At 74.9% G+C, this 22,172-nt stretch carries 3 protein-coding genes; all 3 read right to left on the minus strand.

The genetic code is table 11. From position 1 onward, the window contains the following. Nucleotides 1-305 (minus strand): ACP S-malonyltransferase (locus FREUN1FDRAFT_RS15720; RefSeq protein ID WP_006541087.1); only part of this gene is annotated, 305 nt, incomplete at its 3' end. After that, the gene (locus FREUN1FDRAFT_RS15725; RefSeq protein ID WP_006541088.1) at nt 302-11,524 is read right to left on the minus strand and encodes a beta-ketoacyl synthase N-terminal-like domain-containing protein; all 11,223 of its coding nucleotides are present in this window, start codon (nt 11,522-11,524) and stop codon (nt 302-304) included. The genes FREUN1FDRAFT_RS15725 and FREUN1FDRAFT_RS15720, both read right to left, overlap by 4 nt. Further along, nucleotides 11,524-22,125, minus strand: a complete 10,602-nt coding sequence (locus tag FREUN1FDRAFT_RS47700) for a type I polyketide synthase (protein ID WP_006541089.1) — start codon at nt 22,123-22,125, stop codon at nt 11,524-11,526. Before FREUN1FDRAFT_RS47700 ends, FREUN1FDRAFT_RS15725 begins: the two co-directional genes overlap by 1 nt. Nucleotides 22,126-22,172: the final 47 nt, after the last annotated feature.

The following is a 22,172-nucleotide window of genomic DNA, read 5'->3' on the forward strand; positions in this document are numbered from 1 at the left end:
CCGAGGCTGTGCCCACCGAAGAACCGCGGGGCCAGGCCGAACTCGGCCGCCAGCACCCGGAAGACGGCGATCTCCATGGTGAGCAGGCAGGGCTGCGTGAACTCGGTGACATGCAGGCGCGGGTCGTCGGTGAAGCAGATCGCGCAGATGTCGATCCCGATGGCGTCCGAGGCCTCCTCGAACGCCGCCCGGGCGGCGGGAAACCGCTGGTGGAAGTCCTGGCCCATGCCCTGGCGCTGCGAGCCCTGCCCGGGGAAGACGACGACGTCAGCCCGCGACAGGGGTGGCCAGGTCTGGTCGGTCAACGCCCCTCCTCCGCCAGGGCGGGGCGACGGGCCGGGGCGGGACGATTCGGCGGTGGGATGTAGCCGACGTCCGCGCAGTGCTCCAGATAGCGGGTGACCAGGTCACCGATCGTGGGGCAGTTGATGCCCGCCGCACCCAGCAGGTTCCGGGTGTAGGTGGAGTCGGCGTAGGTGCTGCGGTCGTAGTGCTCGGGCCCCCAGGTCTCGACGCCGTACTTCACCATCTCGATCATCTGGCTGGCATAGGGTTCGGCGGTCCCGTTCGCGGTCCCGTTCGCGGAGCCGTTGGTGCTGGCACCGGGTCGGAAGAGCGCCTCGACGGCATGCCGGTGGTACTCGTCCACGCTCAGCGGCGCGATGTCGTACCCGTGCTCGCGGATCATCCGGTAGACCTCGCCCAGGCTGCAGATGTCCGGGTTCGTCAGGTGGTAGGTCTCGCGGTAGCTGGGCCGGCGCAGCGCCAGGTGCAGCAGACCGGTGCTGACGTAGTCCACCGGCGAGATGTCCCAGTATGTCGACGCGTCCAGGTAATAGCCGGTGTCGACGGCCGTCCTGATCAGGTCGTAGTAGACGCCCTTGACCGTCACTTCGCGGAACGGATAACGCCCGGTGTCGCCGGTGCCCATGATGTTGCCCGGCCGGAAGATGTTCCATACCAGGCCCCGCTCCGAGGCAGCCCGGATCAGTTTCTCCGCGTGGTATTTCGTCTCCTGGTACGGCAGGTGGTCGTAGCCCTGGCCGAGTTCCAGGTCATCCTCGGTGAACGGCCGGTTCGCGTCGAGCTGCCAGTCGCCCAGCGCGCTGAAGCTGGACACGTGGACGAGATAGCGGTGCCGGGTCCGCAGACTGAAGTCGATGATCCGCTGGACACCGTCGACGTTCACCGCGCTCAGGGAGTCGTAGAACGTGACCAGTGTGGTCCGCGCCGCCACGTGGATGGTGACGTCCACGTGCGCGGTGAGCTCGTCGAGGGCCGCGGCGCTCAGGCCGAGGTTGTCCTGGCTGACGTCCCCCAGGACGACCGAGACGCGGTGCGCGAACTCGTCGACCAGCAGCTGCTCCTGGTCGTAGACCTGCAGGAAGTACTGGACACGCTCCCGCGCGGCCTGTTCGTCCCGGCCGCGCACCAGGCAGGTGATCCGCGCCGAGGTCTCGGTGAGCAGGTCGTACAGCAGCCGTCCGCCGAGCACCCCGGTGACCCCGGTGACGAACACCGACTCGACGGGAAACGGCTCGGGCCGAATGACCTTCGCCGGGCGCAGCGCCGGTGCGGTGAGGATCCTGGTCATCTCGTCAGCAGCCGCCCCGCCCACGTCGTTGCCGGCGATGTAGCCGCCGGCGACGACGTGGTCCACGAAGGAGCCGATGGTCGTGCACTCCTCGATCAGCGTTCCGGGTATGCGCACCCCGTAGTGCTTCATGACACGGTTGAGCATCCGGACGACCACCACCGAGTCGAAGCCGTAGTCGAGGAAGTTCGTGTCCTCGGTGAGCTCATCGACCGGATAGCGCGTCAGGTCCGCGAAGATCGCCTTGACCTGGACGACCAGATCCTGCCGGACCTCGTCGTCGCCACGCCCGACGATCGGCGTCGGCGTCGGCGTCCGCCCCTCGGTCAGGGGCGAGGCCGGGTTCCGCACCGGGGTCTGGGCCTGGGTCTGGGCCTGGGAGTGGGGCTGGGCCGGAATCTGGGCCGGAGCCGGGATCTGGCCCGGGGCCGGAATCCGGTCCGGGGCCGGAATCCGGTCCGGGGCCGGAATCCGGTCCGGGGCTGAGACCTGGGCCGGAGCTGAGACCTGTCCCGGGGTTCCGGAGCGGCGGAACTCGTCGCCCTCGACCCAGTGCCGGTCGGCCGCGAACGGGTAGGTCGGCAGGCTGACGACGCGTCCTCGCAGCGGCGCCCAGATCTGCTCCCAGTCGATGGTCCAGCCCTGCGTCCACAGCTCGGCCAGCCGGTGGGTGTGCCCCGCCTCCCGCAGGGACCGCAGGTAGGCCCGGTCGGGCTCGCTGTCGCCGCCGTGGTCGACGTGCGCCGCGACGACTCCGGTGCGCACCCGGCCGTCCGGCGTGCCGGCCACGAAGGCCTCGATCGCCTCAGCCGCCTCCTGATGCGTGCCCGCGACGAGCGCCAGCCGGTGCTCGAAGGATTCCCGACCGACCATCAGCGTCCATGCGATGTCGACGAGGGGATGCCGCCGGCCCTCCGGGGAGCCGAGGAGCGCGGCCAGCTTCGTGGCCTGTTCACGCAGCCGCTGTGGGTCTCGCGCGGACAGCAGCACCGGCGTCGGCCCCGTCCACGGCGAGCCGGCCCCGGCCGGGTGCTGGCCGCTCCCGAGGCCGTCGGGGCCGGTCACGGGATCGCCGAGGATGACGTGCGCGTTGGAGCCACCGGCCCCGAACGAGCTGACCGCGGCGAGGCGCGGCTGCCCGGTGGCGGCACGCGGCCACGGCCGTGCGTCCCGCGCCACGGTGAACGGGCTGCCCGCGAAGTCGATGTGGGGATTCGGCGGGTCGGCGTGCAGGGTCGGCGCGATGGTCTCGTGGTGCAGCTGCAGCAGCGTCTTCGCCACCCCGGCCAGACCGGCGGCCGCCTCCAGGTGACCGATCGCGGACTTGACGGAGCCGATCGCGCAGTAGCCGCGGTCGTCGGTTCCTTCCCGGAAGGCCGCGGTCAGGGCGCTGACCTCGATCGGATCGCCGAGTGCCGTGCCGGTGCCGTGCGCCTCCACGTAGCTGAGCGCCCGTGGGTCGACGTCCGCCTTCGCCAGCGCGTCGCGGACGAGGGCCGCCTGGGCGACCGGGTTGGGCACTGTGAACCCGTTGGTCCGGCCGTCCTGGTTGACCGCCGTGGCGCGGATCACGCCGTAGATGCGGTCCCCGTCCTCGCGGGCGTCGGCGAGCGGGCGAAGCAGCAGTGCCACGACGCCCTCCCCGGGCACGTAGCCGTCGCCGCCGGCGCCGAAGGTGCGGCACCGGCCGTCGGTCGACGCCCATCGCCCGGACCCCAGCAGCAGGTACTTGCCCGGATGGATCGTGACGTTCACCCCGCCGGCCAGCGCATAGGCGCTCTCGCCCCGGCGCAGGCTCTCGCACGCCAGGTGCAGCGCGGTGAGCGAGGACGAGCAGGCGGTGTCGACGGCCATCGACGGCCCGTCGAATCCGCAGTGGTAGGAGACTCGGTTCGCCACCGCCCAGTAGGGGGCGACGGGTGCTCCCGCGACCGCCTGGTACTCCCCATAGGTGACCCCGACGTAGACGGCCGCGTCGCGCTTGCCGCGGCGGCGGGCGGCACGGCGGATCCGTTCGGGTGGGCTGCCGGCGTCCTCCATCGCGGCCCAGGCGACTTCGAGAAACAGCCGTTGCTGGGGATCCATCAGGTCGGCGTCGCGGGGAGCGATACCGAAGAACCGGGCGTCGAAGCGGTCGACGTCGTCGAGGAACCCGCCCCAGCGGGCGTAGGTTGCGCCAGGTTCATCCTGGTTGGTACTGAGATAGCGGGAATGGTCCCAGCGCTGCGGTGGAACCTCGGTGATGCAGTCGCGCCCGGCCAGCAGGTTCGCCCAGAACGCCTGGTTGTCGGCGGCGCCGGGGTAACGCCCGGCCATGCCGACGACGGCGATGTCATCCGGCCGGTCCACGATCGCCGGCCGTGCGGGGTGCGCCGCCACGGCCGACCGCATCGGCTCCGGGCGCCGCGCCACCGTCGCGACGGGCGTCGGCATGACCGGGGCCACCACAGCGGCCCCGGTCGGCGCGGCGGCCCCGGTCGGCGCGGCGCTACCGGTCGGCGCGGCGCCCGCTCGGGCGTCGCTGCCCGGCAGGTCCGGCTCCGGTGGGACGAACGCCGCGACGAGCTGGTCGGCGCGACTGGTCGCGAGGTGGGCGGCGACGGCGCTGATGGTCTGGTGCTCGAAGAACAGGGTGGACGGCAACGGTCCGAGCACCGCCTCCAGCCGGGACATCAGCCGCGCGATGAGAACCGACTCGATGCCGTAGTCCTGCAGGGGAGCCTTCGGCCGGATCCGATCGGCGGGAATGCGGGCCTCGGCTGCCAGCACGTCGAGCAGGAAGCGCTCGGCGAGCACGGTGAGCGCGGTGACGTCCCGCGGCGGCACAGGCCCGCGCGTGGACGCCGGAACGTCGGCGCCCGCCGCGACAGTGGCCGCTGCCGCTGCCGCGGGAACGGGAGCGGGAACGGGAGCGGGAGCGGTACGGTTCCACTCGCCGGACACGATGGTGTCCACCAGCTGGCGCAGCGACGTTCGCACCGTGAGCACACCGGGCGGGAGGTCCAGCCCCAGTGCCTCGCCGAGGCGGCCGGCGAGGCGGGCCCGGCCGGGGCCGTCGAATCCGAGATCCGCCGACGAGGCCTCCCGGTCGAGCTGGTCACCGGCGAGCCCCAGCTCGGTCCCGGCCAGGTCCAGCACAACCGGCCAGACCAGCTCGGACGGCACCCCGCCCACCGGCACCGATGCTGGTCCCGGTACCGGCCCGGATACCGGCTCCGCCGACTGGGGCCGCAGGCCCGGTGCCGGATGATTCGGGTCGTCGGCGGACGGGATCCAGCACCGTTCGCGGGCGAAGGCGTACCCCGGCAGGTGCGTCCGACGCGGCAGTGTTCCCTGGTACAGCCCGGCGAAGTCGTATGCGGCGCCGTCGGCCCAGGCCGCGGCGACGACGGCCGGATCAGCCCCGGATGTCAGCCGCTCGGCCGGCGGTACCGGGCGGTCGGGGTCGACCCGGCCCCGCACACTGTCAGGGCCGGTGCTCCCACGCGCCGCCTGCTCAAGCTCCGCCCGCAGCCGGGCGACGGACCCGGCCCGGACGGCGAGGCGGTGCTCGTGCGAGGCCCGCCCGAGCTGGGTGGTCGCGGCCAGGTCCGCGAGGGCGACCGAGGGCGTCCCGTCCAGGAATCGCAGCAGCTGCCGAGCACCGTCCCGGAGGCTGTCCTCGGTAGCCGCCGAGAGCAGGACCAGGGCCGGATCGGACGGCCGCGCGAACGGCGCGCGGGTCGGCGGGCGGGTCTCGCGATGCTCCTCCAGGACGACGTGGGCGTTGGTCCCGCTGAAGCCGAAGGAGCTGACGACCCCCCGGCGCGGCTGCGGCGCCTCCCACGGCAGCAGCTCCGTGTTGACGAAGAACGGCGTCGCAGAGAAGTCGATCAGCTCGTTGGCCTGGTCGAAGTGCAGCGAGGGCGGAATACGCCGCTCACTCAGCGCCAGCAGGACCTTGATCACCCCGGCCACACCGGCCGCGTGGGATGTGTGGCCGATGTTCGACTTGACGGATCCGATCGGCACCGTCGCGACACCTGGCCGGGGCTCAGGTGTGCCACCGAGCCGGCCGCCTCCAGCGGTCCTGAAGGCGGCGTTGAGTGCCTCGATCTCGATCGGGTCGCCTAGGCGGGTGCCGGTGCCGTGCGTCTCGACGTAGCCGATGGTCGCCGGATCGATCCCGAACCGGCGGTACACCTCGACCAACAGCTCGGTCTGGGACCGCGCGCTCGGCGCGGTGATGCCGTTGGTGCGGCCGTCCTGGTTGACTCCCGTGCCCTTGATCACGCCGTGGATCGGATCGCCGTCGGCGAGCGCCCGGGTCAGCGGCTTGAGCACCATCACACCGACGCCCTCGCTCATCACGATGCCGTCGGCGGCGGTGTCGAACGGTCGGCAGCGGCCGGTCGGCGACAGCATGCCGATCGACGAGGTGAGCAGGTGGTGCTCGATCGTGGCGAAGACCGTCACCCCACCGGCCAGGGCGAGCTCGCACTCACCGGCCGCCAGGCTCTGGCAGGCCTGGTGCAGGGCCACCAGCGAGGACGAACAGGCGGTGTCGACGCCGACGGTCGGGCCGGTGAGATCGAGGTGGTAGGCGACCCGGGCCGGCAGGATCGCCGGCGAGTTCCCGGTGAACACGTGGGGCGAGCCGAAGTAGCCGCGGTCGCGGATGAGCTGCAGGTAGTCGGACGGCGGAGCTCCGACGAACACCCCGGTCCGCGACCGGCGAAGCTGACGGGCGTCCAGGCCGGCGTCCTCGATCGCGTTCCAGCTCTCCTGCAGGAACACCCGCTGCTGCGGGTCCATGAGCTCGGCCTCGGCGGGGACGATCCCGAAGAACAGCGGGTCGAACCGGTCGACGTCGGCTATCTGGCCGCCCCAGCGCGAGTAGGTCCGGCCCGGCGCCGGCGGCCACGGCTGGAAATGGTCGGCGAGGTTCCAGCGGCCGGGTGGGATCTCGGTGATCGCGTCGTGGCCGGTGACCAGGTTTCGCCAGAACTCGCGGTAGTCGGCCGCGCCCGGGTACCGCGCCGACAGGCCGATCACCGCGATGTCGACGACGCCCGTGTCACCACCTCGGCCCGCCGCCACCGACGTGCCGGACGCCGCCACCGACGCTCGCGGTCCGGCCGCCGCTGCCGGCGATGGCGCGGGAACCGCGGTGGTCGGGTGCGCTGGAACCGGCGGGGGCGAGGGAAACGGCGGGATCGCCGGAACGGGCGGGGGCGCGGGCGCGGGCGGGGGCGCGGGACGAGCAGTGGCGGGCTCGGCGGCCGCGGGCTCGGGTCGTCCCCCCTGGGCGAGCGCGAACGCCGCGAGGGCGCGCACCGACGGATGGTCGAAGATGACCGTGGCGTGGATGTCGACGGCCAGGCTGGAGTTGATCCGCTCGACGATCCGCACCGCGAGGATCGAGTCCACCCCGTACTCGGCGAACGACGCGGTCGGGCGCACCTCGGCCACCGGCACGCCAAGCTCGTCCGCGACGATCTCGGCGACCGCCCGCTCCACGGCGTCGGGGTCCGGCTGTGCCTGGACGTCCTCCGCCCCGCGCCCCGGCGACGGGGCCCGCCCGGTCACGGCGCCGGCCGGGATCACGAGAAGGCGATGGCTGCTGGACGGATCGGCCGTGAGCCCCTCGCCGTAGGCGCGGAGCTCACCGAACCCGGTGCGCAGCGCGCTCGCCCGCCAGCCGTCGACGGAGAGCAGCGGCGAGTCGGGCAGCCGGTGCTGCGGGTCCCGGTACAGATGCCAGCCGTCCAACAGGCCGATGGTGAAGGCCATGATGTCGTGGTTCTCGACCGCCTCACCGAGAACGAGCAGGCCGTCGTCGGCGAGCAGCGCACGGACCCGGCGCATCGCCGCGTCGATGTCGGCGACCGCGTGCAGGGCTCCGACCGCCAGCACGACATCGAAGGCACCGAGCTCGAAGCCCTGGGCGGCCGGGTCGTTCTCGATGTCCAGGACGCGGAACCGGGCGAAGGGGTGTTCAGCGCCGAAGGTTCGCCGGCCGTGCGCGACGAAGCTGCCACCGATGTCGGTGTAGTGGTATTCCAGCTCCACGCCGGAGGCGGCGAGCGGCGCCAGCGCGGCCAGCACCTGATGCGAGGTTCCGCCGGTGCCCGCGCCGATCTCCAGGATGCGTACGGGTCGACGGCCCCCGGAACCGGAGCCGGCCGCCGGCCCGGAATCCGCCGTCCTGGCGCGGGCCGCGGCGGCGACGAACCGGGCCACCAGGGAGCTGTAGAAGTCGTAGACCCGGTTGCCGCGGTAGATCCCCGCCATCAGATCCATGCTGGCGCCGGGGAACAGCACCTCGGTGGCCGGCCGGACCCCGCGCAGGACGTCGGGGTAGGCGTCGAGGCAGACGTCGAGCAGCCGAAGGAACGGGGCTACCTGGGGGTGGCGCGCCAGCAGCTCGGCTCGCTGGAGGTCGATGTCGTCGGCCAGCCCGGCCGGATGAAGCAGACCGTCGCGCTCGTACAGCAGGCCGTGCCGGCGCAGCACCCGCAGGCAGACGTCCAGGAACCGCTCGAACCGGTCCGGGACGCCGAGCAGCCGGCGCAGCTCAGGCGCGGTCGCGCCGTCGGCGGGCAGGCCCATGCCCCGCAGCCGACGGAGGACGGCGCCGGCCGCATGGGCGCCGAGCATCGGATAGGCCGCTTCCAGCTCCTCCGCCACGGGCGCGAGGCCGGCCTCGAACGGCTCACATGCGGCGTCGAGGAACGTCATCACCGCGGGTCTCCTCCTTTGCTCCGGCGCGTGCTCCGGCACGCTGTTCTCCGGGGCGCTGCGCTCCGGGGCGCAGCGCCCCGGCACGGGCGAGTCAGGGTGTCCGGTGCGCGCACCGAGGTCGATCCAGAACCGAGAGGTCTCGAACGGGTAGCCGGGCAGCGCGCGGCGCCGACCCGGCCCGCCGTTGACCGCCGCCCAGTCGACGGCGCCGCCGCCGGCCCAGCGCCGCGCGACGTCCGTCAGGTCGCCGCGGCGGTAGCTGTCGGCGATCACGTCCGTTTCGCCGCCATCGGCGATGGGCTCACCCGCCCGGCCGGTGAACACCTCGCCCCCACCGCCCGCGCCATCCGCATCACCCGCACCCCCGAGGAAGGCGGACAGCCGCTCGGCCGCCTCGGCCGGCCCGGACGCGACGAGTGCCAGCCGGGCGGGCAGCGCGGGACGTCCGACCTGCAGGGTGCGGGCGAGATCAGCGAAGGGCACGGATCCCGCCGCCGCCACCTGCCGGAGATGACCGGCGATACGGGCGGCGTGCACCCGCAGCCGCTCCTCGGTGGCGGCGGAAAGCACGACGACCTCCGGGCCCGCCGGCCCGGCCATACCAGGCCCGGCCACATCAGACGCGGCGCCACCAGGCATCACGGTCGGAGCACCGGGATCCGGTTGCTCCGGGTACTCCTCCAGCACGGCGTGCGCGTTCGTGCCACCCGCTCCGAAGGAGCTCACCCCGGCCCGGCGGGGCAGCTCGCCGTCCGCGCCACGAAGGCGCGGCCAGGCCAGGCGCTGTTGGGGGACCTCCAGCACCGCGCCGAGGTCCATGTCCGGGTTCGGCACGTCCGAGTGCAACGACGGCACGATCACGCCGTGGCGCAGCTGCAGGAGGGTCTTCGTGAGGGCCGCCATCCCGGCAGCGGGCTCAAGGTGGCCGATGTTCGACTTCACCGAGCCGAGAGCGCACGGTGCCGCCCGGGGACCGGCCGCGTCGAGCACCAGGCGCAGGCCGGCGACCTCGACCGGATCACCCAGCGCGGTGCCGGTGCCGTGCGCCTCGACGTACCCGGCGGTGGCCGGATCCACCTCGGCCCGCTCCCACGCCCGGCGGATGACGTCGGCCTGCGCGGCCGGCTGCGGCACGAGGTAGCCGGCGCCGGTGCCGCCATGGCCGACCGCGGTTCCCCGGATGATCCCGTAGACGGTGTCGCGGTCCGCGAGCGCCGCGGACAGCGGACGCAGCAGCAGCGCGCCGACCCCCTCACCGGGCTGGTAGCCGTCGCCACCGGCGCCGAACGAGCGGCACCTGCCATCCGAGGAGGGCAGGTTCATCCGGTCGAGCAGGGCGAACTTGTCCGGGTGCAGCACCAGGTTCACCCCGCCGACCAGGGCGGCGTCGCACTCCCCGAGGAGGAGAGCCTGGCAGGCCAGGTGCAGCGCGGCCAGCGAGGACGAGCAGGCCGTGTCGACCGTCAGGCTCGGCCCGGTGAGGCCGAGGGCGTAGGAGACACGGTTGGCGATGGACGACAGTCCCGAGGTGACCGTCTGGGGAGCGCCGCGCAGGGTCGCCTCGACGCCGCGCAGCCGGTAGTCCGTCCAACTCGCGCCGACGAAAACCCCCGTGGTGCCGCGCGGGGCCGCGAGGTCGGCGGGCACGTGCCCGGCGTGCTCCACGGCGGCGTAGGCGGTCTGCAGGAACAGGCGTTCCTGCGGGTCCATGGCGGTCGCCGCGCTCGGGGGGATGCGGAAGAACCGCGGGTCGAAGGCCTCCGCGTCGGTGAGGAAGGCCCCGACGCCGTGTGGTGACGATCCGGCGGTGGGGTAGTCGCCGACACGCCATCGGGATGGCGGCACCGCACCGCTGGCATGGTGGCCGCGTTCGAGGTTGCGCCAGAACTCGTCCAGGTCGGCCGCATCCGGGTATCGGCCGCTCATTCCGACGACGGCGATCTCGAACCCGCCCGCGCGCGCCCGCCCGGGCCGCTCGGACGGGGCCTGCTGCCACCCAGGCCCGGTCGGGCCGGGGTGACTCGGCTGGCTTGGCTGGCTTGGCTGGCTGCGCTGGCTGGGCCACCGCGGCGGCTGAGCGCGCCCCGCCCCGCCCTGATCGGACGGATCACGCCGGGGCGCCGTCCCGTTGCGCTCCGGTGCCCCGGCCAGGTGGGCGGAACCGCCCGGTGGGCCGAACGCGAGGCCTTCCACGCTGGCGACGGGTGTCCCGGCCGTGTCGTAGAGGGTCAGCCTGGCCTGCCCACCACGGCCACCGGCGGGACGGGCGTCGACGTACACCGTGGTGAGGGCGTCCGGGCGGTCCGCGCCGGCCGCCACCCATATCCGCACCCGGTCGATGCCGGCGAGCGGTGTCAGGCCGGGCCGGACCCCGCCGGCAGCGGCGGTCGCAGCGGGCTCGCCGAACCCGGCGGAACCGGCGAACCCGGCGGAACCGGCGAACCCTGCGGAACCGGCGACGGTGACCACGATGGCCGCCTCCAGCAGGGCCGGATGCAGCAGGAACCCATCCGAACGGCCCAGCGCGGCCGCGCCGAGCCGGACCTCGGCCAGCACCCGTTCACCGACCCGCGCACAGGCCCCGCCCGCCCGCATGAAGCCCTCGTAGTCGACGCCGGCGCCCGCGAGCCGGTCGTAGACGGTGTCGAGGGCGACGCTGTCGGCGCCGGCCAGCACCCGGCGGACCTCGTCGAGCGCCAGCGGCCCCGGCCGCGCGCCGGAATCGGCCGGCAGCACGGCGCAGACCACCCGCAGCGTCTCGCCTCCGGCCGGCACCGCACCGACCGCCGCCGCATCGACCGGCACCGCACCGACCGGCACCGCACCGACCGGCGCCGCACCGCCCGGCACCGCATCAGCCCGGCTCGTGATCCGCATCCGCTGCCCGCCGCCGTCCGGGCGGCAGCGCAGCAGCAGCCGGTGGTCCACACCGTCCGTCCCGGACAGCGGTTCGACGAACCGGACGTCCCGCAGCTCGACCTGCGCCGTCCGCCGCCCGCTGGCACCCGCCGAGCGGTAGATCGCGTCCAGGTAGGCGGCGGCGGGCAGCGTCGGGACACCGTGGCGCCGGTGGTCACGCAGCACCGGGTCGCCAGCCCGGAGCAGCGTCTGGACGTCGGCGATCCCCGGCGGCACGGCGGAGGGGACCACCGTCGCGCCGGTATCCGTCCCGGCTGGCGCGTCCGTCAGGGCTGGTGCTTCTGGCATCACAGCGGCTCCAGCTGAAGTTGGGGCGACTCCCCCGCGACAGCGGGAGGATCGACGGTCGGAAGGTCCGCGATCAGGCGGCGGGCCAGCGCGTCGGCTGTGGGGCACTCGAAGACGAGCGTCGCGGGCAGCCGAAGCCCGGTGACGGCGGTGAGGTGGTTGCGCAGCTCCACCGCCATCAGGGAGGTGAGACCCAGTTCCAGTAGCGGTGCGTCGGGGTCGACCGCGCCGCTGGAGTCATGTCCGAGAACGGTGGCGACCGCGCCGCGCACCAGGTCGGTCGCGGCGGCGAGGCGCTGCGCCGGCGAGAGCGTGGCAAGGCGCCCGAACCCGGCCGCGGTCGGTCCGCCGCCTACCCCCGGCGATCCGTCGGTCCTGGCGCCGCCCATGGGGCCCGCCACGACGCCGGACGGCACGCCCGACACCGGGTGGGGCGCCGCGCCGGACCGCGGGGAGGGCACGGTGTGGGAGATCGGGCCGGGGCCGTCGTCCACCCGTGCGGGTACGGGCGTGACCGCGCGGGACGGCCGGCCCCGCAGCACCGCCGGCCGCCCGAGCGGACCGGTGAGCGCCGTGTCGTCGAGGCGGATCGGCACCATCACGGCCCGGTCGACCCGCCGGGCCAGGTCGTACAGGGCCAGTCCCTCGTCCGTGCGCAGCGGTGCCGCCCCCAGGCGCCGCATCCGCCTCAGGTCGCTCTCGGCGAGCGCACCCGCCATCCCGGCCGCCGCCCAGGGACCCCAGGCCAGTGACCGGACCGGTCGGCCCGCGGCCCGGCGCCGCGCGGCCAGGGCGTCGAGGAACGCGTTGGCCGCGCCGTAGGCCGCCTGACCGGGGCTGCCGATGGTCGCCGCCGCCGACGAGAACAGGGTGAACTCGGCCAGCTCGACGCCGCGGGTCAGCTCGTCGAGGTGGACGGCCGCGTCGACCTTGACCGCCAGCACCCTGCGCAGCTGGTCGGCGGTGAGGCCGGTGAGCAGCGCGTCGTCCACGACTCCGGCCGCGTGCACGACACCGGTCAGCGGGTGCGCCGGGTCGACGGTGGCGAGCGCGCCCGCGAGCTGCTGGCGGTCCGTGACATCACAGCCGAGCAGCCGTGCCGTGGCACCGAGGCCGGCCAGCTCGGCCCGCAGGGCCTCGACGCCTGGCGCGCGGTCCGCCCGCCGGCTGACCAGCAGCAGATGCCGGACCCCGTGGCGGATGACCAGATGCCGTGCCAGCGCGGCCCCGAGCGCACCGGTCCCCCCGGTGATCAGCACCGTGCCCTGGGGGGCCAGCGCCGGCGCCGGGCCCGCCTCGGCACCGGGGACGGGCGCCAGCCGCGGTGCCAGCGTCCGGCCCGCACGGACCGCGAGCTGCGGCTCGCCCGAGGCCAGGGCATCCGGCAGCAGCGCCCGGCTGGCCGGGTCGCCATCGAGATCGACGAGGACGAACCGGTCGGGATGCTCCAGCTGGACGGCGCGCAGGAAACCCCAGACCACGGCCTGGGCGGGGTCGGGAGGATCATCGCCGACGGCGACGGCGCACGCCCGTGAGGTCACGATCGCCAGCCGGGAACCCTCGTGTCGTTCGTCGTCCAACCACCGGCGGGCCCTGTCCCAGGCCCAGCCGGCGAGCCGATGGCCCGCGGCCCGCAGCAGTTCCGGATCGTCGGCGAACGTGCCCGTGTCGGGGGCGAACGCCACGGCGGGCGCCACCACCGCGCCCGGCGCGGGCGCCCCGCCGACGGGATCCCAGTCGAGTGCGTGCAGCGGACCGGCCGCGCCGCGCAGGGCGTCCGGGCGGATCGCCCGGACCGTCAGGGACGTCACGAGCGCGGCCGGGCGCCCGACGCTGTCGGCCAGCTCCAGGCGGATGCCGTCGGCACCGGCCGCGGTCAGCCGGGCCCGAAGGAGCGGCACACCGACGGTTCGCACCCGCACGCCGGCCACCGCGAACAGGACCGGGACCGCGTCGCCCGGCGCTCCGCCTGCGGCACCGACACCGGCACCGGCACCGAACGCCTCGAGCTGGACATGGCCCGAGGAGTCCAGCAGAGCCGGGTGGATGTCGTAGCGGTCCGCCGTCCCGCCGTGCTCGTCGGGCAGCTGTACCTCGGTGAACCACTCGTCGCCGCGCTGCCAGGCCGCGCGCATGCTGCGGAAGGCCGGGCCGAAGGTGTACCCGCGCTCACGCAGCCGGCCGTACAGCTGGTCCACGTCGACGGGGCTGGCCCCCGGCGGCGGCCAGGACGCCTCTCCGTCGGCCTCCCCGCCGCCTCGCACGGCCGGCCAGCCGGCCGCGGCCGCCTCGGAGGCCAGGACGCCGACGGCGTTGGGCGTCCAGATCTCGGCCTCGGCGCCCGCCGGGTCGGGGCGGGTGTGCACCCGCACCCCACGCCTGCCGTGGGCGTCCGGCGGATCAATCCAGACCTGGACCCGCACCGCCTGGACGTCCCCGAGCACCACCGGGTTCTGGAAGGTCAGCTCCTCGACCCCGCCGGCGCCGACTTCCCGGCCGGCCCGCAGTACCAGCTCGACGAACGCGAGTCCGGGAACCACGATGGTGCCCTGCACGGCGTGGTCAGCCAGCCACGGATGCTCGGCCAGCGAATACCGGCCGGTGAACAGCCAGCCGCCGGACGCGCCGATGAGGGTCGCCGTCTCGAGCACGGGATGGTCGAGCCGCCGCGCGCCGCCGACATCCGATCCCACGGTCACGGCGCTCTCCCGCTCACCCGCGCGCCGCCCGCGAGAGCCGGGCCGACCACCGGCGGGCAGCCAGTGACGCTGGCGCTGGAACGGGTAGGTGGGCAGCTCCACCGGCCGCCGCCCGGCGGCCGGGACGTCGCTCAGATCGACCGGTACCCCGTGCACATGCAGCGCGGCGAGGGTCGCCGCCAGCGCCCGAGGCTCGGGCCAGGGCGGGCGCAGCGCCGAGATGCGCAACGGTGTCGCGGAACCGAGCGGGGCTGCGCCGCGGCCCGACGCACCGGTGCCGCCGGGATCACTCCCGAGGACATCCAGACACGAGTCGACCATCGAGGTGAGAACGCCGTCCGGCCCCAGCTCGACGTAGGCGGTGACACCGCGCTCGGCGAGCCATCGGACACCGTCGCCGAAACGGACCGCCGCCCGGGCGTGCCGCGCCCAGTACTCGGGCGGCGGAACAGCCTCCAGCGGGGCGCCGGTCACCCCCGAGACGATCGGCACCCGGGGCGGGGACCAGGTGCATTCCGCGGCCTCGCGGGTGAACGCGGTGAGCATCCCGTCCATGTGCGGGGAGTGGAAGGCGTGGCTGACCGCGAGCCGGCGGGTTCGGCGCCCCCGGGCCGCCCATCCGGCCACGATCTCGGCCACGGCGTCCGCGTCACCCGAGACCACGACAGCCGACGGCCCGTTCACCGCGGCGAGGGCCACCTGGTGCTCCCGGCCCGCCAGCTCCAGGCCGATCTCGTCCTCCGACGCCTCGATCGCGGCCATCGCGCCCGTCGCCGGCAGCGCCTGCATGAGCCGTCCGCGCGCCGCGACCAGGCGGGCCGCGTCCGGCAGCGACAGCATTCCGGCCACATGGGCGGCCGTCAGCTCGCCGACGGAGTGGCCGATGAGGTGGCGGGGCCGCACGCCGCGGGACGTCATCAGGTCGTGCAGCGCCACCTCCAGCGCGAACAGCGCCGGCTGCGCGTACTCGGTGCGCTCCAGCGCGGCAGCCGCGGACGAACCCGGCGCTGCGAGCACGAGGTCGTGCAGGGGATGGTCCAGGTGCGGGGCGAAGGCCGCACAGACCCGGTCCAACGCCTGGGCGAAGACGGGCTCGGCGGCGTACAGCCCACCGCCCGCGCCGGCACGCTGGCTGCCCTGGCCGGTGAACAGGAAGGCGACCACCGGCTCGGTGCGGGCGACTCCGGCCGCACCGACCGGCGGTGGTCCGCCGGCCGCCACGGCGGCGAGCCCGGCCAGCAGCCGCTCGTGGTTCTCGGCCACCACGGCGGCCCGGTGGGACAGCTGGGCGCGGCCCGCCGCCAGGGTGTGCGCCACGTCGGCGAGCGCCGGGCCGTCGCCCCGGTCGGTCAGGTGCGCACCCAGCCTCGCGGCCTGGGCACGAAGCGCGGCGGCTCCCCGGCCGGACAGCGGGACGACCGCCGGCCGGTCCGGTCCCGCCGGCGCCTGTTCCGGGATCCCCGGCGCCTGTTCCGGGATCGCCGGGGCCTGTTCAAGGATGAGGTGGGCGTTCGTGCCGCTGATCCCGAACGCGGAGACACCCGCGCGGCGGGGCCGGTCGTGGGCCGGCCAGGGCACCGGGCCCGTGAGCAGCCGCACGTCGCCGGCCGACCAGTCGACGTGGGGGGTCTCGGCATCCACGTGGCGGGTCGCCGGCAGCACGTCCCGCCCCAGCGAGAGCACCATTTTGATCACCCCGGCCACACCGGCGGCGGCCTGGGTGTGCCCGATGTTCGACTTGAGCGTTCCCAGCCACAGCGGATGCCCGGGCGGTCGGCCCTGGCCGTAGGTGGCCAGCAGGGCGTGCGCCTCGATCGGGTCCCCGAGGGTGGTGGCGGTCCCGTGTGCCTCGACCACGTCCACGTCGGCCGGGCCGAGCTGGGCGTCGGCCAGTGCGGCTCGGATCACCGCTTCCTGCGACGGTCCGTGCGGCGCGGTCAGGCCGTTGCTGGCACCGTCCTGGTTGACTGCCGAGCCGCGGATGACCGCGAGCACCGGATGCCCGTGCGCCACCGCGTCGGACAGCCGTTCGAGCAGCACCATGCCGACGCCCTCACCCCAGCCGGTGCCGTCCGCGGAGGCGGCGAACGCGTGGCAGCGCCCGTCGGAGGACAGCCCGCCCTGCCGGGCGAACTCGACGAACGGGGTCGGCGTGGCCATGACAGTCGCACCGCCGGCCAGCGCCAGCGTGCACTCGGCGCGGCGCAGCGACTGACAGGCCAGATGCAGTGCGACCAGCGAGGACGAACACGCGGTGTCGATCGTCATCGCCGGGCCGGCAAGGCCGAGGCAGTAGGCCACCCGACCGGCGGCGACCGCCGGTGAGCCACTGGTCAGCCGATATCCCTGGTACTCCTCGGCGGCGTCGGCCAGCCGCTCGCCGTAGTCCTGGGAGACCAGTCCGACGAACACGCCGGTGGGGGTTCCGCGCAGCGAGGACGGATCGACACCGGCACGTTCGACCGCCTCCCACGACGTCTCCAGCAGAAGGCGCTGCTGTGGGTCGATGGTCGCGGCCTCGCGCGGGCTGATCCCGAAGAAGGCCGCGTCGAAGTCGCCCGCCCCCGCGAGGAAGCCGCCCACCACGGCATCCGCGTCCGGCCGGAGCGCCCGGAGCTCCGCCAGCGCCGAGTCCCAGTCACGGTCGGCCGGCACCTCCGTCATGGGATCCCGACCCGACGTGATCAGCTCCCACAGGGCGTCCGGGGTTTCCACCTCGCCCGGGAAGCGGCACCCCATGGCCACGATGGCGATCGGCTCATCCCCGGCGTCCCCACCGTGACCGGGCGGGACGTCCACCGACGACCCGGTCGCGCCGCCCACGGGCGGGCCGCCGCCCACGGGCGGGCCGCCGGTCACGAGCGCGGTCAGGTGCGCCGCGAGTGCTCGTGGCGTGGGGTGGTCGAAGACGAGCGTCGTCGGCAGGCGCAGCCCGGTCGCCGCCGACAGCCGGTTGCGGATCTCCACGGCGGTCAGCGAGTCGACGCCTGTCTCCCGCAGCGCTCTGGCCGCCGGCACGGCCTCCGTGCCGCGATGCCCGAGCACGTCGGCCACCAGGGCTCGGACGAGATCGAGGACCTCCGGCTCCCGCTCACCGACTGGCAGGGCCGCCAGCCGCGCTGCCAGCGCGCCGGCGCCGCCGCCGTCCCGGCCGCCGACGCCGTGCCCGCTGAGGCCACCGCCGTGACCGTCGGCGACGTGGGTGACATCCTGCTCGCCGGTTGCCAGCTCGGCCTCGATCGCGGCCAGCAGGGTGCTCTGCCGGGTGGCGGTGAAGCCGGCGGTGAAGGCGCTCCAGTCGATGTCGGCGACGACGAGGTCCGGGCACGTGTCGTTCAGGGCCGCGTCCAGCGCCAGCAGGGCCCGCGCCGGGTCCATCGCGACCATGCCGTGCCGGCGCAGCCAGCGGCCCGTCTCGCCGCCGCCCATGCCCTCCTCGTCCCACAGCCCCCAGGCGACGGAGGTGGCGGGCAGCCCGCGGGCCCTGCGATTCGCGGCGAGCGCGTCAAGGCCCGCGTTCGCCGCCGCGTAGGCGGCCTGGCCCCCGGACCCCCACACGCCGGCACCCGAGGAGAACAGGACGAACTCCGTCAGGCCGCTGTCGGCGCCGAACAGGTCGTCCAGCGCCACCGCGCCGCCCAGCTTCGCCGCGCCGGCGTGCGCCAGGTCGTGCGGTCCCAGCTGCCCGACTTCGGTGGCCGCAGCCGCACCGGCGGTGTGGTAGACCGCGTCGACGGGTCCGGCCTGTTCCAGCAGGCGGGTGACCGCGGCGCGGTCCCGCAGGTCCACGGCCACGACACGCGCCTCGGCGCCCAGCCGCCGCAGCCGCTCGACCAGGTCGCCCGTGCCGGCCGCCGCCGTTCCGGCCCGGCTGGCCAGCACCAGGCGCCGCACCCCGCGCCGGGCCAGGTGCTCGGCGACCCGGCGGCCGAGCGCCCCGGTGCCGCCGGTGACAAGGGCGCATTCCGGCGGCGGGCCCGGGCGCCACCCGCCCCGTGCCGGGTGGCGCACCAGGCGACGCACCAGCACGCCGGACGGACGCAGCGCCACCTGGTCCTCGTACCGCCCGCCGGCACCGTCGGCGTCGCCGTCGGCACCATCGCCGGCACGAACAGCATCGCCGGCACGAACAGCATCGCCGGCACGAACGGCGGCGGCGGCCGCCAGGACCGCGCGGAGCTGGGCCGCGGTGCGCTCGTCCGGCACCTCGGGCAGGTCGACCAGGCCACCCCAGCGGCGCGGCTGCTCAAGGGCCACCACACGTCCGAAGCCCCAGATCGTCGCCTGGGCCGGGTCCGCGGGACGGTCCAGGCGCCCGGTGGTCACCGCTCCCCGGGTAAGGCACCACAGCGGTGCCGCCCAGCCCAGCTCGCCCAGTGCCCGGACGAGCGACGATGTGGCGCCGAGGCCGTCGGGCACCCCGTTGACCGGCACCGGCGCCGGGTCGGCCGCCAGCAGGGACACGACCCCGACCGGCGCGGCGGCGCAGGCCTCCCCCAGCGCCCTGACCAGGTCACGCTGGTCGGCGGATCCGACTGCCACCGGCAGCCTCACCACCTCGGCGCCCGCGCCGGCCAGCGCGCGTTCGCACCAGCCGGCCAACGAGTCGCCGTCCGCGCCCTCCAAGCCGGCCGTGGCGGCCGCGGTTGCCGCGGTTGCCGCGGCGGTCACCAGCAGCCAGGTTCCGGTGCCCGTCCGACGGCCCGCGCGAGGCGGGGCGGCGGGCGGCGGGGCGGTGGGAACGGTGTGCGATTCCCAGACGACGCGGTAGCGCCAGCCGTCGACGACGGCGCGATCGTCGGCGCGCCGCCGCCAGCCGGCGATCACGGCAAGCGTCTCCGCGAGGCGCTGCGACCCGGCCTCATCGACCGCACCGGTGCCGCCGAGCGGTTCGAGCGCGCCCGGTTCCTCCTCGCCGAGCAGCTCGGCGAAGGCCTCGGCGTCGCCGGACTCGACCACCGACCAGAACACGTCGTCCCGCCGGGACCGAGGTGCCCGCGACGGCCTGGCCGTGTCGGGAACCGTCCGGCGCGCCTGCGGCGCAGGCCAGTAGCGGCGGTGTTGGAAGGCGTAGGTCGGCAGCTCGACGGGCGGCTCGGAACCCGCGGGGACGAACGGCGGCCAGCTCACCGGGACGCCGCTGACATGCGCCTCGGCCAGGGAGCGCGCCAGGCGGTGCGGCCCGCCGTCGTCCCGCCACAGGGTCGCCAGCACCACCTGGTCCTCGTAGCCCTCGGCCTCGCCCGTCGCCGCGAGCCCGGCGGTGAGCACCGGATGCGGGCTCACCTCGACGAACACGTCGTGGCCGTCGGCGAGCAGTCGCCTGGTCGCCCCGTGCAGGTCGACCAGGCCGCGAAGGTTGCGGAACCAGTACCCGGCGTCCATCTCCGCCCCGTCGCACGGCTGGCCCGTGACCGTGGAGTAGACGGGGACCTCGCCGGACTGTGGGCGAAGCCCCGCCAGGTCGGTGAGCAGCCGCGCGCGGATCTGCTCGACCTGCGGCGAATGCGAGGCGTAGTCCACTGGCAGCAGGCGGTTGCGGACGTCCCGCCCGTCGCAGGCGGCGGCCAGCCGTGCGAGCGCCTCGGACCCGCCCGACACGACGGTGGCCGCGGGCCCGTTGACGGCCGCCACCGCCAGCTCGTCCGCCCAGGGCGCGAGGATGCGTTCGACGTCCTCGCGCGGCGCGGCGATCGAGAGCATGCCGCCCCGCCCGGACAGCGCCGACAACGCGCGGGCCCGGCACGCCACCACCCGCGCCGCGTCCTCCAGGCTGAGGACCCCCGCGACACAGGCGGCGGCGATCTCGCCCTGGCTGTGGCCGACGACGGCGTCCGGTGTGACCCCGTGGGCCCGCCACACCTCGGCGAGGGCGACCATGACCGCGAACAGGGCGGGCTGGACGACGTCCACCCGGTTCAGGTCGGGCGCCTCCGGCCGGCCACGCAGGACGTCGAGCAGCTCCCATCCGGTGTGCGGCGCGAGAGCGGCGGCGCACTGCTCGATCCGCCGGGTGAACGGTTCCGAGACGCCGAGCAGCCCGCCGGCCATGCCGGCCCACTGCGTCCCCTGCCCGGGGAAGACGAACACCGTGCCGGCCCGGGACGTCACCACACCCGCCGCCCCGCCGGAGCCGGCCAGGCTGGTCGTCCCCGTACCAGTTCCCGTCCCCGTCCCCGTCCCCGGCCCCGGCCCGGGCACCGCCGAGCCCGTCACGAGGCCGGGTGCCGGGTGACCCGCGGCGAGCGCGTCGAGGCCCTCGCGGAGCTCGGTCGCGTCCCGGCCGAGCACGACCGCGCGATGCTCCAGCGGCGCGCGGCTGACGGCCAGTGCGTGCGCGATCGCGCCCGGGCTGGCCGACGCCCCCACACCGGTGTCCAGATGGTCGGCGAGCCGGGCGGCCTGGTCACGCAGGGCCGCCGCCGAGCGTGCCGACAGCAGCCAGGGAACGACCTCGGGAGCGGGCGTGCCGCCGGGCACGGGTGCGTCGCCGGTGATCACCGGCTCTGACTCGGGCGCCTGTTCCAGAATCAGGTGGGCGTTTGTGCCGCTGATCCCGAACGAGGACACTCCGGCACGCCTCGGCCGGTCGGGGTGCCGTGGCCAGGGCGTGCTGTCGGTGAGCAGGGCCAGCGGACCGCCAGCCCAGTCGATGTGGGGGCTCGGCGGGTCGGCGTGCAGGGTCGGCGCCAACACCCCCGACCGCATCGACATGATCATCTTTATGACGCCGGCCACCCCCGCGGCCGCCTGCGCGTGCCCGATGTTCGACTTGAGTGAGCCGAGCCAGAGCGGCTGGTCGGCCGGCCGGTCCCGGCCGTAGGCAGCCAGCAGCGCCTGGGCCTCGATCGGATCGCCGAGCGCCGTACCGGTTCCGTGCGCCTCGACGGCGTCGACGTCACCGGGGCTCAGCCCGGCGTCCGCCAGGGCCTGGCGGATCACCCGTTCCTGGGCCGGGGCGCTCGGCGCGGTCAGGCCGTTGCTCGCGCCGTCCTGGTTGACCGCGCTGCCCCGGATGAGCGCCAGCACCTGATGGTTGTTGCGGCGTGCGTCCGACAGCCGCTCCAGCACCAGGACGCCGACGCCCTCACCGAGCCCGAACCCGTCGGCCGCGGCACCGAACGCGCGGCAGCGACCGTCGGGTGACAGTGCCCGCTGCCGGCTGAACTCCACGAACGAGGTCGGCGTCGCCATCACCAGCGCCCCACCGGCCAGCATCAGGTCGCACTCACCGCGCCGCAGCGACTGGCAGGCCAGGTGCAGGGCCACCAGCGAGGACGAACACGCCGTGTCCACGGTGAGCGCCGGTCCCTCAAGACCGAGGGTGTAGGCGACCCGCCCGGAGGCGACGCTCAGCGTGCTGCCGGTGAGCACGTATCCCGCCAGCTCGCCGCCGGCTCCGGCGTCGGTGACACGGCTGTCGAAGCCCTGGTGGATGACGCCGAGAACGACCCCGGTGGACGTGCCGCGCAGCGAGGTCGGGTCCGTTCCGGCACGTTCCACCGCCTCCCACACGGTCTCCAGCACCAGCCGCTGCTGGGGATCCATGGCGGCGGCCTCACGCGGGCTGATGCCGAAGAACTCCGCGTCGAAGTCGGCGACTCCGTCGAGGAACCCGCCCGTCTCCGGGCAGCTCCCGCCCGACTGCGCGGAACCGAGCCGAGCCAGGTCCCAGCCTCGGTCGGCGGGGATCTCGGAGACGACGTCGCGCCCCTGCGCCGCGATCCGCCACAGGTCCCGCGGGGAGCGGACGCCACCGGGGTAGCGGCAGCCGATTCCGACCACGGCGACCGGCTCCCGCAGGCCGGACTCGGCCCGCTCCAGCCGGGCGCGGGTGTTGTGCAGCTCCGTCGTCACCCGACGGAGGTAGTCCAGCAGTCGTGTGCGCTCCTGCGTTTCCATACCGGGGCCTCACCGCACTGTGCTCGACGGATTCGAAGGTCTCGAGG

The sequence above is a fragment of the Parafrankia sp. EUN1f genome (assembly GCF_000177675.1).
Taxonomy (GTDB): Bacteria; Actinomycetota; Actinomycetes; order Frankiales; family Frankiaceae; genus Parafrankia.